Below are 15,061 nucleotides of genomic sequence, written 5' to 3'. Positions count from 1 at the left end.
ATAGGTTTAACCCATAAATAAAAACGGAAGCTTTAAGCTTCCGTTTTTTTATCGAAATTGTTTTGCTTCTGGTAAGTATTCAAACCCAGCACTCGCAAGTTTATCGATCAGCTTTTGGCGATCAATATCATAGAATTTAACGAGTTCATCGAGATCTTGGAAATCATCACGGATCTTCATGTTTACAATACTCATTAACATGATGGGATCCATGCTTTCAAATTTAGATAAATCCATTATTTGTCCTCATGATCACTGATTAATAAGTTCGCAGCAGCAAAGGCTGCACGCTCACGGACTTCAAGCGGTAAATTAGTATCTTCGGCAATATCATTGAAGGTTTTAATTGCACAGGTAATAGCCGCAGGAATATAACCTTGATCGCCACTTCCAATTTGTGCATAGGTCGCACGGATAAGCTCACCACATTGATAAACTTGCATAATTAGCCCTTTGTAGAAAATATTCAAAGAGATAACAATATCTATTTGAATACTCTCAAATGTCATAGGCATCATAGCGTTAAACAATGTAAAAACGTAGTAGTTATGCTTTTAGAACAACGGAATGATTATTTATTGCGCTTGTGTTGATAGAGTTTACGATCAGCGCGTTCAATCAAAGACAGCATAGAGTCACCTTGATTAAAGATCGCTGTGCCATAGGAAAATCCAATATTTAAAATACCTAAGATTGGGCTTTGTTGAATATATTGGTTGATCCGTGATGCTACTTTTATTTCAGAGCGATCACTAGCAGGTTGAAGCAAGATAATAAACTCATCACCTCCTATGCGATAACAACGATCTGAGGTGCGGGTTGCAAACTTCAATGCATTAGCAAAATCTTTAATAACTTTGTCGCCATCAAGATGACCAAAGTTATCATTCACTTGTTTAAAATTATCTAAGTCACAAATAAACAGTACCAACTCCACATCTCGTTTTTCGCTCATCGCAATAGCATGATGAATATCTTGCTCAAAACACATTCGATTACATAGACCTGAAAGTTTATCTTTCAGTGCCATATGTTTTACTTTTTGATATTCAATCGCATTAAATAGAGGGCCTGCAAATAAACGGTGGTAGGTATGTAATAAGCTTATTTCGTCATTATCTAATGGATAAAGAGTGGAATAATGCAGTGAACCTAAAGAGTTATCACCAAAGCGTAAAGCAAAGCTGTTTTGATGAGGGGTCGATTGTCCTTGGCGGATCAATGTTGTGGTTTCATCAAGGGTCCAGACTAAACGAGCGATATCAATTTGTTTATCTAGCTCCCTACAGAGAGGTTGAAATAACGCTTGGATCTCCAGTTTCCCTTGAAGTTTTTGCAGGATCAACAGACGTTGATCTGCAGCTAAAGGTTTTTGCTTTAGCTTAGGGGAAGATGAGGAATGAGATCGGTTAAATAAAGCGTGTTCCATTACGACAAGATCAATAACTATTTGATTTGTCACTATAGGGCATATTTTGAGCAGATCAATGATAACGGCAAGATTGCAACAGATATTTACTGTTACATAAAAAAATGGGAGTGAGTAAAATGTTTTTTTTAATAAGGAATAGAAAAAAAGCTGCCATAATGACAGCTTTTTCAATGTGTTATTAACTTTTTACTTAAGCCATTTTTTGCTTAAGAAACGTAACAACATCATTTACAGCAACGGCTTCTTTGATACCTGTGCGACGGTTTTTATATTCCATCTCACCGTTTTCAAGGCTACGGTTTCCAATAACGATAGTATGTGGAATACCCAGTAGTTCGTGATCTGCAAACATTACACCTGGGCGCTCTTTACGATCATCAAACAGTACTTCAATACCTGCAGCAGTTAGATCGGCATATAGCTTTTCTGCCGCTTCTTTTACTTCTTCTGATTTCGCCATGTTCATAGGAACAATAGAAACGTGGAATGGTGCAAGAGCATCAGGCCAGATAATACCGTTTTCGTCATGGTTTTGTTCGATAGCTGATGCCACAACACGTGATACACCAATACCGTAACAACCCATTTCTAGAATTGCGTTTTTACCGTTAGCATCTAGCACACCACAGTTCATCTTCTCAGAATAAGCATTACCCAATTGGAAGATGTGACCTACTTCAATGCCACGCTTAAGTTGCAGTGTACCTTTACCACATGGGCTAAGATCACCTTCAACAACGTTACGTAGATCTTCAACGCGACCTAGTTCAACGTCGCGACCCCAGTTGATACCAACATGGTGTTTACCATCGATGTTTGCACCTGCGGCAAAGTCACTCATTACAGCGACAGTTCGGTCAACAATAACAGGTAGCTCTAACCCAACAGGACCTAGTGAACCAGGACCAGCATTAACGAACTGACGAATTTCTTCTTCTGTTGCCATTTCCAGTGGAGAAGTAATCCAGTCTAGGTTTTCTGCTTTAATTTCGTTTAATTCGTGATCACCACGAACTAACAGAGCCACGATAGGCGCATCGATCTCATCAGAAGCTTTAACAAATAGCGTCTTGATCGTTTTCTCGATAGCAATACCGTGTTGCTCAACTAACTCATCGATAGTTTTCGCATTTGGTGTATCGATAACAGACAGTTCAACTGTTGGTTCAGCATTATTGTGAGCAGGAGCTAATGCTTCTGCTTTTTCGATATTAGCTGCATAATCAGACTCTGTAGAGAATGCGATTAAATCTTCACCACTTTCAGCTAGTACGTGGAACTCTTGAGAGCCACTACCACCGATAGCGCCAGAATCTGCTAATACTGGGCGGTACTCAAGACCCATGCGATCGAACGCTTTACAGTATGCATCGTGCATTGCATCGTAAGACTTTTGTAAGCCTTCTTTGTCGATGTCAAAGCTGTAAGCATCCATCATGCAAAACTCACGGGCACGCATTACGCCAAAACGAGGGCGGCGCTCATCACGGAATTTTGTTTGAATTTGGTACAAGTTCAACGGAAGTTGCTTGTAAGAGTTTACTTCGTTACGTACCAAGCTAGTGAAAACTTCTTCAGCTGTTGGACTAAGTACAAACGGACGCGCGTGACGGTCAGTAAAGCGAAGTAGTTCAGGGCCCATTTTTTCTGAGCGACCTGTTTCTTCCCATAGTTCGAACGGCTGAACAACGGGCATCAAGGTTTCGATTGCGCCTGCATTGTCGATTTCTTGGCGAACGATGTTTTCGACCTTACGCAGAACACGCAGACCTGTAGGTAGCCAGGCATATAGACCTGAAGCCAGCTTACGGATCATACCTGCACGAAGCATCAACTGGTGGCTGATGATTTCTGCGTCGTTTGGAGTCTCCTTCAGAGTAGAAAGAAGATAGTTACTGGTACGCATTGATGGTATCCGTTGATTAATTAAATTAAAAAAGAAGGAATAAATCCCGCCCGTCAGTGATCTGACGATAGCCGAATATATTACCAGCCTACACGTTATTCGCCAAAGAGAACTGTATAAGATCTGCTATTGATTAACTTTCTCGATCTGATTAACGGTTATTTGTTGTTCAGTTATTGAGAAGTGAACATTAAAATCAAACAAATGTACTGCATATTGTTTAGGATCGGGTTTACCTTTCCTATAAGCAGGGCGAGGATCTTGAGATAATACTTCGCTGATCACTGTTTGGTAATAGGCTTTGTTTTTTGATGGTAGTTGGTTGAGCGCTGTTTCGCTAAAACACACTGGCATTAGATCCGGTGTGCTTGAAGCAAAGCCGCCTTGTGCTTGGGATAAACTATCGGAATAAGGGATATAAGGCTTTATATCAACAATTGGGGTGCCATTAACTAAATCGACACCACCAAGTTCAATGATCACATTGCCGTTTTCATGACGAACCCCTTTTAATTCGACCGCTGACATACCAATCCCATTTGGGCGGAATGTGGCACGGCTGGCAAACACACCAATACGTTCATTTCCACCCAATCGAGGCGGTCTAACGGTTGAGCGCCATCCGGCTTCTAAATTCTGATCAAATAAAAATAATAACCACAAATGACTAAATTGCTCTAAGCCTCTTACCGCTTCCATTGAATTTGCAGCACCTTGCAAAACAATTTCAGAACGCGCACTCGGCACCAATCCTGGCTGCCGAGGAACAGCAAACTTTTCTTTATAAGGGGAGTGGATAATGCCGATAGGTTCGATGTTATAAGACATGGAATGAAGCCAACTAAGAAGTCAAAAGAGTTCAGAATATAACATAAAAAAGGGTAGGTGCTGAGACCTACCCGATAAGTACATGGTTAGTAGAAAGTAGCGGTTACCAACCTTTTACAACACCACCATTAAAGATGTTTTTCGCAGAGTTATATACATCTTCAGATTGGTACGCTTGAACAAATTTCTTCACATTCTCTGCATCAACATTGTCTGTACGAGAGACGATAAGGTTCACATATGGTGATTCTTTATCTTCTACAAACACACCGTCGCGCTCAGGCGTTAAGTTGATGCTACTTGCGTAAGTTGTGTTAATAACAGCCAGTGCCACATCATCTAAAGAGCGTGGTAATTGTGCCGCTTCTAGCTCAACAATCTTCAGGTTTTTCGGGTTTTCAACAATGTCTAATACTGTTGCAGTTAAACCTGAACCATCTTTTAGTTTAATTAGGCCTTGCTGTTGAAGTAGTAATAATGAACGACCAAGGTTGGTTGGATCGTTTGGTACCGCAACTTTATCGCCGTCTTTTAGCTCATCAACAGATTTAATTGAGTTTGAGTAACCTGCGATTGGGTAAACAAAAGTATTCCCAGCTACCGCAAACTTATAACCGCGATCCTTAATTTGCTGATCAAGATATGGCTTATGTTGGAAAGCATTAGCATCAATAGAACCTTCTTCTAACGCAGCATTCGGTGATACGTAATCGGTAAATGAGACCAACTCGACATCTAAGCCGTATTTCTCTTTAGCCTGCTTAGCGGCAACTTCTGCCACTTGCTCTTCGGCTCCTGCCATGACGCCAATTTTTACTTTATTGTTATCAACGACAGCTTCTTTTTCACCACAGCCTGTCAGTGATAGTGCTGCAGCAACACCTGCAAGAGCAAAAACATGTTTTAGATTAAACGCCATACAATTCTCCTTAAAATGGGGTTTTCCTTAAAGTGTGTGATTATCGATGATCAACACGTTTTACGAGATGATCACCAACAGATTGAATAATTTGTACCAGTACTATTAGAACGACTACGGTGATAGCCATAACGGTGCCATCGAAACGTTGGTAACCGTAACGAATACCCACATCACCTAAACCGCCCCCACCAACAGTCCCCGCCATCGCGGAATAACTGACTAGAGTAACAAGGGTGATCGTTACCGCATTGATGATGCCGGGTAGTGCTTCAGGCAATAATACTTTTTTAATAATTTGGAGTGGGGTAGCTCCCATAGATTGCGCTGCTTCAACTAAGCCTGATGGGATTTCTAATAGTGCCCCTTCAACTAAACGAGCAATAAAAGGGATAGCACCAACAGCAAGAGGAACTATTGCCGCAGCTGTACCAATTGAGCTACCAACAACAAATCGGGTAAATGGAATAATCGCAACCAGTAGAATAATAAAAGGAATAGAGCGTCCAATATTAACGATGATGCCAAGGATATTATTAACGGTAGTATTCTCTAACAGGCCATTTTTCTTCGTTAAATGAAGGGTGACACCCAAAGGAATACCAATAACAAAACCAATCAGCCCTGACACAAACACCATGGTTAATGTCTGTCCTAATGCTTCAATTAGTAAATCAATCAGGCGGGTATTTTGTTGCCACCATAGTGTTAAATTATTAAGCGACATAGCCAAGCACCTCAACATTCACTTTATTTTGACGTAGAAAATGGACAGCATTTTCAACAGAATCTTGATCACCAAAAAATTCTGCTAACATCAGTCCAAATTTTACTCCTCCCGCATAATCCATATCCGAACTAAGAATACTTATATCTAAACCAAACTTACGTGTGACTTGGCTGATCAGTGGCGCATCAACAGAAGCACCAGTGAACTCTAAACGAATGAGAGGGAATGAGTTTTCAACTTGTGTTAGCGTCATACGAGCTTGGTAATCAGCTGGAATCGACAAATCCAATGTTGAACGAATAAAGTCTTTGGCTAATTCGGTTTTTGGGTGTGAGAAAATATCACCGACCGATCCTTGCTCAACTAATTTACCGTCACCAATAATCGCCACCTCACTACAGATACGTTTCACTACATCCATTTCATGGGTAATAAGCAAAATAGTTAGGTTTAGCTTTCGGTTAATTTCTTGCAGTAGCTCAAGAATAGAATGTGTGGTGGCAGGATCTAATGCGCTGGTAGCTTCATCACACAGAAGTACTTTTGGATCAGAAGCTAACGCACGTGCTATCGCAACACGCTGTTTTTGACCGCCACTTAAATTTGCTGGGTAGCTTTGGTGTTTATCCTCAAGACCGACTAAAGCCAGTAACTCTGTCACTTTTGTTTTTATTGTCGCTTTATTGGTATTGGCTAACTCAAGAGGCAAAGCAACATTATCAAAAACTGTGCGAGATGAAAGTAGATTAAAATGTTGGAAAATCATGCCGATTTTGCGACGAGCCAAAGTGAGCTTTTGGTTCGACAGAGTAGTAAGATCGATACCATCGACAATCACTTGACCATTAGAAGGGCGTTCTAACAAATTAACGCAGCGAATGAGGGTACTTTTCCCTGCACCGGATGAGCCAATAACACCAAAGATAGTACCTTGCTTAATAGTTAGGTTTATATCGCTTAATGCGTTTATAGCCTTATCACCTTGATAGAAGACTTTATTGAGTTGCTTTATTTCTATCATTGAACGTCCTGCTCCTAGATAAAACTATTGTATGATCTTGAAAAACCATTGTATAAATTTATGGTTATTTGTTTTATTAGGGTTAAATAAGTAATCAACCTGAAATGATGATGCTATGTTCTATTATAAAAACTGTCAATAGCTATTTTTACTTCTAGACGTCCAAATGGCTATCTTGTAAGCATTAATCAATAACGAGTACTTTTCATAATTAACTCGTGCCATAATCTAAAAAATTTATGATTTAAGAGGGCTACCCTTTTGGCCAAACCAGCAGTCTTTATTGACCGTGATGGCGTGATTAATGTTGATCACGGCTATGTACATACCGTTGATGATTTCGAATACATTGAAGGTGTATTTGAAGCATGTAAAAAATTCAAAGAAATGGGTTATCTACTCGTATTGGTGACTAACCAATCTGGTATCGCTCGCGGTATGTTTAGTGAAGATGAATTTACTTCATTAACAGAGTGGATGGACTGGAATTTTGTTGATAATGGCGTTGAATTTGATGGTATTTATTACTGCCCACACCATGCATCAAAAGGGCAAGGTGATTACTTGCAAGATTGTGATTGCCGTAAACCAAAACCAGGTATGTTTATTTCAGCACGCGACTTTTTGAAAATCGATATGTCACAGTCTGTGATGATTGGTGATAAAGCGGATGACATGAAAGCAGCTATTGCTGCTGACGTTGCTTTAAAAGTACTTGTAAGGACAGGTAAGCCAGTCACTGATGAAGGTGAAGCGTTAGCAAACGTGGTGTTAGACAGTATTGCTGATGTTCCAGAATGGTTAATGACTCAATAGAAATGAGTGCTTACATAAAGGTCGTTATTAAACGGCCTTTTTTGTTTCTATAAGTGGTAGTTTTAACGAAATGTTAACTATTTAGCTTAGTAAATAGACTAACTAAGCCCGTTTTTTGGATAAATATCAGAAATAATCACATTATTAAGATTGGTACAATTTCTGCAGATAATAGAATGGATAGATTTATCAATACTTTTTAGAGGGATTTATTCATGATATGGCGTGTACTTATCAATGCTATAAAAACGGTTGTAATTTCAATAAGTGTTGTGAGCTCGTTTAGTACTAGTGCGAATGAACAAAATGAGAGTGGTGATTGGTATATTGCTCAATTTCATCAAATTGCAGATCAGCAAGTAAATGTAGCCACTTTAATTGATCAGGAATATGCCGCTGAGTTGAGTCTATCCTTAAGTAATTGCATCTAAGTTGAATATTTATATTGAGATATGCTGTTTGGTGAGTGGTGTTGCTTGTTCAGGATGAACCAGCGCATTAAATGTGAAGTTACTAAGTTACTAAGTTACTAAGTTACTAAGTTACTAAGTTACTAAAATGTAAATTAGTATCGTTGGGTATATTATCACCAGTATGAATTAACAGGGAGTCAGTTAAGACATTTTTTCGTATTTTTTACGCCGAATGGCGCTTGTGATCCCTACTTTTCTTGGTATTACGGTTTTAATTTTTGCTATTACTCGCTTTGTGCCTGGTGGCTCTGTTGAGCGTATGTTAGCAAATATGCAAGCACAAGGTGATGGTGGCGCAACTATATCTTCTGCTGGCGGAAACTCTGCTTTATCGGAAGAGCAAATGGCTGAGCTTAATGCGTTTTATGGGCTCGATAAGCCAGTGATGGAAGCATATACAGAATGGTTATTTCGTCTCGTGCAGTTAGACTTAGGTGAGTCTACTCGTTATTACGAACCTGTTTCTGAGATGATTGCAGAGCGTTTACCTGTTTCATTATTTTATGGTGGTATGACGTTCTTTATTAGTTACTTTATTTCTATTCCTCTAGGCTACTACAAAGCATTGAAACATGGCTCGTTGTTTGATTCCTCCTCTTCTATTCTCATCTTCGTCGGCTATGCCTTACCCGGTTATGTTGTTGGTGTACTCCTTATTACTTTATTTAGTTATCACCTGGAATGGACACCAATGGGGGGCTTTGCCAGTGATGACTATGAAGATTATGAAAACTTTTTCGAGCGCTTTAAAGACATCATGTGGCACGCGATACTACCGTTAATTTGTTACTTGATTGGTGATTTTGCAACGTTAACGATGACGATGAAAAATAATCTCATGGAGAATTTGTCGTCAGATTATATCCGAACAGCGATCGCGAAAGGATTACCTTTTAAGCGTGCGGTAAGAAAGCATGCTTTACGAAATAGTTTAATCCCGATTGCGAGTCATTTTGGTAATTCCTTATTATTCTTTATGACTGGATCGTTTCTAATTGAAGTTATTTTCAATATTGATGGGATTGGTTTATTAGGCTATGAGTCGATCATGGAGCGTGATTACCCCGTCGTTATGGGGATTGTCGCAATTAATGCTGCAATGTTATTGGTTGGCAATATCGTGTCAGATATTTGTGTTGCTTTGGTCGACCCTCGCGTGAAATTTGGAGCCTAATGTGTTGAAAATTAACCCATTAACACAAAAGAAGATCAAACGTTTCAAAGAGATTAAGCGTGGCTATTGGTCATTCATTATCTTAGCGGCATTACTCTCGCTTTCATTATTTGCTGAGCTACTCATTAACAATAAAGCGCTGGTCGTGAAATACAATGGGAATTATAGTTTTCCTGTGTTTTCCGATGTTCGACTGGGTCAGGACTTTGGTCAAGGTACAGCAAGTGAGGCTGATTACCGTCTGCTTCAAAAAACATTTGAAGAAGAGGGCGGAGACAATTTCGTTATTATGCCTTTAGTGCCATGGAATGCCTATGAGCAAGACTTTTCAGGCGATTACCCGCCAAATCCACCAAGCTTCGACAATAAACATTATTTAGGTACTGACATTATTGGGCGAGATATCTTAGCGCGTTTGGCATACGGCTTTCGTATCGCAATGGGATTTGCACTATTAACCATGGCTATTTCTTACGCGATTGGAACAGCAGTAGGATGCGCAATGGGTTTTTTTGGGGGAAAGTTTGATTTATTCGTCCAACGTTTAATTGAAATCTGGTCAATGGTTCCTTTTCTTTATGTCATTATGATTTTAGTTTCCATCACTCAACCAACCTTTACCTTGTTTGTTGCTATCAACGTTTTATTTGGTTGGATGGGCATGACTTGGTATATGCGTACCATGACTTATAAAGAGTCTGCGCGTGAATATGTTATGGCAGCTAAAGCATTAGGTGCTTCAACGGGTAGGATTCTATTTAACCATATATTACCCAATACGATGGTGATGATAGTGACATTAGCGCCCTTTACTATTGCTGCAAATATCACCGCATTAACGGCATTAGATTATTTAGGATTAGGTTTAATGCCACCAACCCCAAGTTGGGGGGAGCTTTTACAGCAAGGTAAATCTAACCTGGATTCACCATGGATTGTGACCTCAGTTGTAACATCAATCGTGCTGGTGTTAGTGATGGTTACTTTCATTGGCGAAGCCATTCGTGCTGCTTTTGATCCAAAAAGATTTACTCGTTACGTTTAGTCGCATAGCGAAACAAGGATGTTATATGAAAAATAATAAATACAGCGCGCTTACTTTTATAGCGCTTTCAATGGTGGCAATCAGTCCCAATACATTTGCAGTTCAGCTACCGTCAGACATTGCATGGGTAACAAATCTTGATGAGCCTTTATTTGCTTCTCCAGATGCTAAGCGTGGTGGAACATATCGTACGTTTATGCGTAGCTTCCCTCAAACGTTACGAAGTGTTGGGCCTGATGCTAACTCAGGACTTCGTCAATATTTTATGGATGAAGCACCTAAGTTAGTTCAACTTCACCCGACCACTGGTGAGTGGATTCCGCAATTAGCGACTGAATGGGCATTTGGTGATGATCATAAATAGGTATATTTCAAATTAGATCCGAATGCGCGTTGGAGTGACGGAAAAAAAGTAACAGCAGAGGATTACCTCTTCATGCTTAAGTACTACCGTTCTAAAGATATTATTGACCCTTGGTATAATGACTTTTTTATCAATCATATAGAAAGTGTTGAAAAAATTGATGATTACACCATTGTTATTACCTCAAAAGTTGCGAAGAGTGATGATGAATTACTTTACATGATGTCTCTTCCAAGTAATGGTGTACAGCCCCGTCCAGTACATTATTTTGCTTCAGTAAAAGATGAAAACAATGATGGTATGGACGATAACTTTGTTCGTAAATACAACTTTAAAACAGAGCCAACAACAGGGCCTTATTACGTAGATAAAGTTAAAAAAGGGAAAAGCATTACCTTTAAACATGTCGGTGATGAGTGGTGGGGATACAACAATCGCTATTATAAAAATCGTTATAACGTCGATAAGATCCGTATTAAAGTGATCCGCGATCAAGATATTGCTAAAAAGCACTTCGAGAAAGGGGATTTAGACTCATTCATTCTTGCTCAGCCTGAATTATGGCATGAAAAGTCTAATACGAAAGCTTATCAAAATGGGTACATCCATAAGTTATGGGGTTACAACGAAGCGGTTCAGGGCGCTGGTGGGTTGTGGATGAATACAGCTAAACCTTTACTGGATGATTTGAATATTCGTAAGGGAATTACCTATGCAACCGATTATGATGGTTTGATCAAAAATGTATTACGTGGTGATTATCTTCGTAAACCGCATGGTCTTGGTACGGGGCATGGTGGTTTCGACAGTCCGACCCGAATTCCACCAACGTTTGAGCCAGAAAAAGCTATTACTTACTTTGAAAAGGCAGGCTTTTCAAAAGTAGGTGCTGATGGCATTCGAATTAATGATGAAGGTCAACGCTTGTCGTTTGCTGTTACTTATAGTCGCCCAGCACGAACGCCTCGTCTCGCATATCTAAAAGAGCAGGCAAAACAGGCAGGGTTAGAGTTAACACTGAATCTAATTGATGGCTCGTCTGCGTTCAAATATATCTTAGAAAAGAAACATGAATTAGCTTATCTTACGATGGGGGGCGGTAAAATTCCTGCTTATTGGGAATATTTACACTCGGTAAACGCAAAGTCTCAAACCAATAACCACACTAATTATCGTTCTCCAGAAATGGATAAAAAGATCGCTGCCTATATTTCCGAATTTGATACTAAGAAAAAACAAAGTATTTCCCATGATATTCAGAAAATGGTTTCAGATGCCTATGTAATAGTACCGGGCTACATGGCTCCTTTCACACGTGAAGCTTATTGGCGCTGGATGCAATTTCCTTCGCCAGTCATGACGAAAGATACGGATTTTCTTTTCTCTAATGGCGGGTATTTAACATTGGGAACATTCTGGATTAATTCAAATTTGAAAAAAGAAACCAAAACAGCAATGAAAAAGGGTGAATCTTTTGATCCTGTAGTCATTATCGATGATAGCTATAAGCCATAACGTAGGGGTGAATGATGCAGGATGAGATCATTTTAAGCGTACGTGATTTAGAGACTGAATTCTCGACAGATGATGGCGTGGTAAAAATTCTTTATGGTGTGAATTTTGATGTTTACAAAGGAAGAACGCTTGGGTTAGTTGGAGAATCTGGCTGCGGTAAAAGCGTTACTTCGATGTCTATAATGGGTTTATTACCCAAACCGTATGGACAAATAACCAAAGGTCAGATTTTGTACCGCGGCACAGATTTGGTTACCTTGCCTGCAGAAGAAATGTATGCCATGCGTGGCAATAAAATCTCGATCATCTTTCAGGATCCAATGACGGCATTAAACCCCGTTCATACCATTGGGCGACAGCTCAATGAAGTGTTGGAACTGCATCGTCCTGATCTCGATAAATCGCAGCGGACTGCCTATTCTGTTGAAATGTTAGATAAGGTAAAGATCCCTTATCCAGAAAAACGCTTTAACGAGTATCCACATAATTTATCTGGAGGGATGCGCCAACGAGTCATGATTGCCATGGCGCTGGCCTGTAAACCTGACATACTTATATGTGATGAGCCGACAACCGCACTCGATGTAACGGTACAAGCGTCTATTCTTGAGTTAATGAATGAACTTCAAGAAGAAACCGGTATGGCCATGATTTTTATTACGCATGACTTAGGTGTTGTGGCAGAAATTTGTGATGAAGTTGCTGTGATGTATGGGGGAAAGGTTGTCGAATATGCCGAGATATTTGATCTATTTGATAACCCTCAACATCCTTATACCGAACGCTTAATGGGATTGATGCCTAGTCTTGATAGTGAGCCTAAACAACCGATAGAAATCAAACCGATTGATATCACCTTGTTTCCAGAGTTTAAGGGTTAGGGTGCGTTCATAATCTAATATAAAGGTGATGTTATGTCAGAGATTTTAAGGATTGAAAACCTCAAGCAGCACTTTGTTTCAGGTAAAGGAATTTTCAAAAAAGGCTACACTATAAAAGCGGTAGATGGTGTTTCCTTTTCAGTTTCACGGGGAGAAACACTCGGCCTTGTAGGGGAGTCAGGTTGTGGGAAAAGCACATTAGGTCGAACTATTCTCAAATTGTTTGAACCGACAGAAGGAAGAATCTTTTTTGAAGGCAAAGACATTACTGATTTATCAACCAAGGCAATGAGACCACTTCGAAAATACATGCAAATTGTCTTTCAAGATCCAATGGAGTCACTAAACCAGCGTCATACCATTGGCATGATCTTAGAAGAGCCTTTTGTTATCCATAAAATAGGTACGCCTGAAGAACGAAAAACGTGGGTTAAGGAATTACTGGTTAAAGTGGGGTTACCGGAATCTTCAGTCAATCGTTATCCTCATGAGTTTTCTGGTGGTCAACGTCAACGCATTGGCATTGCAAGAGCGATTGCACTCAAACCTAAATTACTTATTTGTGACGAGTCCGTATCTGCTCTTGATGTATCAGTACAAGCGCAGATTTTAAATTTATTGCTGCAGTTACAAAAAGAGATGAATCTAGCCATTATCTTTATCTCTCACGATCTATCCGTTGTTAAACATATTTCAGATAACCTTGTCGTGATGTATTTCGGTAAAGTTGTAGAAATGGGGAAAGCAAAAGATATTTATGCGAACCCACAGGCCGAGTACACCAAAACGTTACTATCAGCGATTCCAATCACACACCCCAAATATAGAAAGAGAAAAAGGCATAACGAAAAAAAAGCTGGCGTCGCTTAATCGTTATGATGTCGAATAAAGTGTGATTGAAAGCAATGCTCAAGGATGAACGATGATTAGACAGATTTTAACGGCTACAGCAGTCTTATTACCTACTTTATCGTGGGCGGAGTTACCTGCAAAAGTTGAGTGGATTACGAATAATAATGAGCCTCTTTTTGCGTCACCTGATGCCATATTTGGAGGAACGTTGCGAACCCATATTTCTAGTTTTCCGCAAACATTTCGAACCGTTGGGCCTGATGGTAACGGCGAGTTTCGTGTTTGGTTATTAGATGGGCAACCGCAATTACTGCAACGCCACCCTGGCACACAAAAATATATTCCTGATCTTGCAACGCACTGTGCCTTTGGTGAAGACAAAAAGACTATTTATGTAAAGTTAAACCCAGATGCCAAATGGTCAGATGGAAAGCCTCTCAAAGCATCTGATTATATTTACATGCTTAAGTTTTATCTTTCAAAGGATATTGTCGATCCTTGGTACAACACATTTTATTCTGAATATTTTGAACGTATCACTGCGCTTGATGAGCATACTTTGGAGATTGTTTTTGCCACTGAGAAAGATCAAGCAGATCTGCTGTATGGTATTCATGGCTTAAAGCCTCGACCTGAGCATTTTTATACACCGACCAAAGATGAAAATAACGATGGTGTTGATGATGACTTCGTTCGTCGTTTCAACTTTAAAGCAGAACCTACACTGGGTGCATATCATGTAGGTAAGATCAAAAAAGGTAAATCCATTACCATGGAGCATGTTGGTGAAGACTGGTGGGGATACGGTAATCGCTATTATAAAGGGCGATATAATGTAGAAAAAATTAGGATCAAAGTTATTCGTGATAGCGATATAGCCTTTAAGCACTTTCAAAAAGGTGACCTAGATATATTTTATTTAGGGCGTCGTCCCGAGCTGTGGCATGAAAAGTCAGATAGCAAGCCTTTTAAAAATGGTTATATTCACAAATTTTGGGGATACAGCGAGCCTGAACTTGGGGCTGGAAGTTTTTGGTTAAATACCGATAAACCCTTGCTTGATAATATCCACATTCGAACTGGTATTGCATATGCTTTAGATATT

General features: G+C 39.7%; 15 protein-coding genes and 1 pseudogene. 8 read left to right on the top strand and 8 right to left on the bottom strand.

The genetic code is table 11. From position 1 onward, the window contains the following. Positions 1-48 precede the first annotated feature (48 nt). The 8 genes from SKA34_RS18905 to metN form a co-directional block, all read right to left on the bottom strand. On the bottom strand, positions 49-237 hold the full coding sequence (locus tag SKA34_RS18905; protein ID WP_006647119.1) for a DUF4250 domain-containing protein: 189 nt from the start codon (positions 235-237) through the stop codon (positions 49-51). After that, the gene (locus SKA34_RS18900) at positions 237-443 is read right to left on the bottom strand and encodes a YaeP family protein (protein ID WP_006647118.1); all 207 of its coding nucleotides are present in this window, start codon (positions 441-443) and stop codon (positions 237-239) included. Before SKA34_RS18900 ends, SKA34_RS18905 begins: the two co-directional genes overlap by 1 nt. A gap of 128 nt (positions 444-571) precedes the next feature. After that, the gene (locus SKA34_RS18895) at positions 572-1,429 is read right to left on the bottom strand and encodes a GGDEF domain-containing protein (protein ID WP_006647117.1); all 858 of its coding nucleotides are present in this window, start codon (positions 1,427-1,429) and stop codon (positions 572-574) included. Between the two features lie 193 nt (positions 1,430-1,622). After that, on the bottom strand, positions 1,623-3,338 hold the full coding sequence (locus tag SKA34_RS18890) for a proline--tRNA ligase (protein WP_006647116.1): 1,716 nt from the start codon (positions 3,336-3,338) through the stop codon (positions 1,623-1,625). Positions 3,339-3,464: 126 nt separating this feature from the next. Beyond that, positions 3,465-4,166: a tRNA (N6-threonylcarbamoyladenosine(37)-N6)-methyltransferase TrmO gene (gene tsaA / locus SKA34_RS18885; protein ID WP_006647115.1), complete on the bottom strand. Its 702-nt coding sequence runs from the start codon at positions 4,164-4,166 to the stop codon at positions 3,465-3,467. Positions 4,167-4,269: 103 nt separating this feature from the next. After that, the gene (locus SKA34_RS18880) at positions 4,270-5,085 is read right to left on the bottom strand and encodes a MetQ/NlpA family lipoprotein (protein WP_006647114.1); all 816 of its coding nucleotides are present in this window, start codon (positions 5,083-5,085) and stop codon (positions 4,270-4,272) included. 40 nt (positions 5,086-5,125) lie between these two features. After that, positions 5,126-5,812 carry a methionine ABC transporter permease gene (locus SKA34_RS18875; RefSeq protein ID WP_006647113.1) on the bottom strand — a complete coding sequence of 229 codons (687 nt, stop codon included), beginning with the start codon at positions 5,810-5,812 and terminating at the stop codon, positions 5,126-5,128. After that, positions 5,802-6,836, bottom strand: coding sequence for a methionine ABC transporter ATP-binding protein MetN (metN, locus tag SKA34_RS18870; RefSeq protein WP_006647112.1), 1,035 nt, complete (start codon positions 6,834-6,836; stop codon positions 5,802-5,804). Before metN ends, SKA34_RS18875 begins: the two co-directional genes overlap by 11 nt. A gap of 261 nt (positions 6,837-7,097) precedes the next feature. Between metN and gmhB the strand changes: the two genes are divergently transcribed. The 8 genes and pseudogenes from gmhB to SKA34_RS18830 form a co-directional block, all read left to right on the top strand. After that, entirely contained in the window at positions 7,098-7,652 is a 555-nt protein-coding gene (gene gmhB / locus SKA34_RS18865; RefSeq protein WP_006647111.1) for a D-glycero-beta-D-manno-heptose 1,7-bisphosphate 7-phosphatase, read from the top strand. Positions 7,653-7,867: 215 nt separating this feature from the next. Continuing rightward, complete coding sequence (locus SKA34_RS18860) at positions 7,868-8,083, top strand: hypothetical protein (protein ID WP_006647110.1); 216 nt, start codon at positions 7,868-7,870, stop codon at positions 8,081-8,083. 190 nt (positions 8,084-8,273) lie between these two features. Further along, positions 8,274-9,299, top strand: coding sequence for an ABC transporter permease subunit (locus SKA34_RS18855; protein WP_039860923.1), 1,026 nt, complete (start codon positions 8,274-8,276; stop codon positions 9,297-9,299). A 1-nt stretch (position 9,300) separates the two neighbouring features. Further along, a complete protein-coding gene (locus SKA34_RS18850) occupies positions 9,301-10,344 on the top strand; it encodes an ABC transporter permease (protein ID WP_006647108.1) in 1,044 nt (347 codons plus the stop codon). Between the two features lie 25 nt (positions 10,345-10,369). Then, positions 10,370-12,223: pseudogene (locus SKA34_RS18845) on the top strand (extracellular solute-binding protein). A 14-nt stretch (positions 12,224-12,237) separates the two neighbouring features. Then, positions 12,238-13,104, top strand: a complete 867-nt coding sequence (locus SKA34_RS18840) for an ABC transporter ATP-binding protein (RefSeq protein WP_006647105.1) — start codon at positions 12,238-12,240, stop codon at positions 13,102-13,104. 33 nt (positions 13,105-13,137) lie between these two features. Further along, a complete protein-coding gene (locus SKA34_RS18835) occupies positions 13,138-13,974 on the top strand; it encodes an ABC transporter ATP-binding protein (protein WP_006647104.1) in 837 nt (278 codons plus the stop codon). A gap of 52 nt (positions 13,975-14,026) precedes the next feature. Continuing rightward, the coding region (locus SKA34_RS18830) for an ABC transporter substrate-binding protein (RefSeq protein ID WP_006647103.1) at positions 14,027-15,061 on the top strand (1,035 nt) is incomplete at its 3' end.

The organism is Photobacterium sp. SKA34 (assembly GCF_000153325.1).
Lineage (GTDB): Bacteria > Pseudomonadota > Gammaproteobacteria > Enterobacterales > Vibrionaceae > Photobacterium.
The sequence above is the reverse complement of the archived record's forward strand: the minus strand, read 5'-3'. Positions and strand labels throughout refer to the sequence as shown.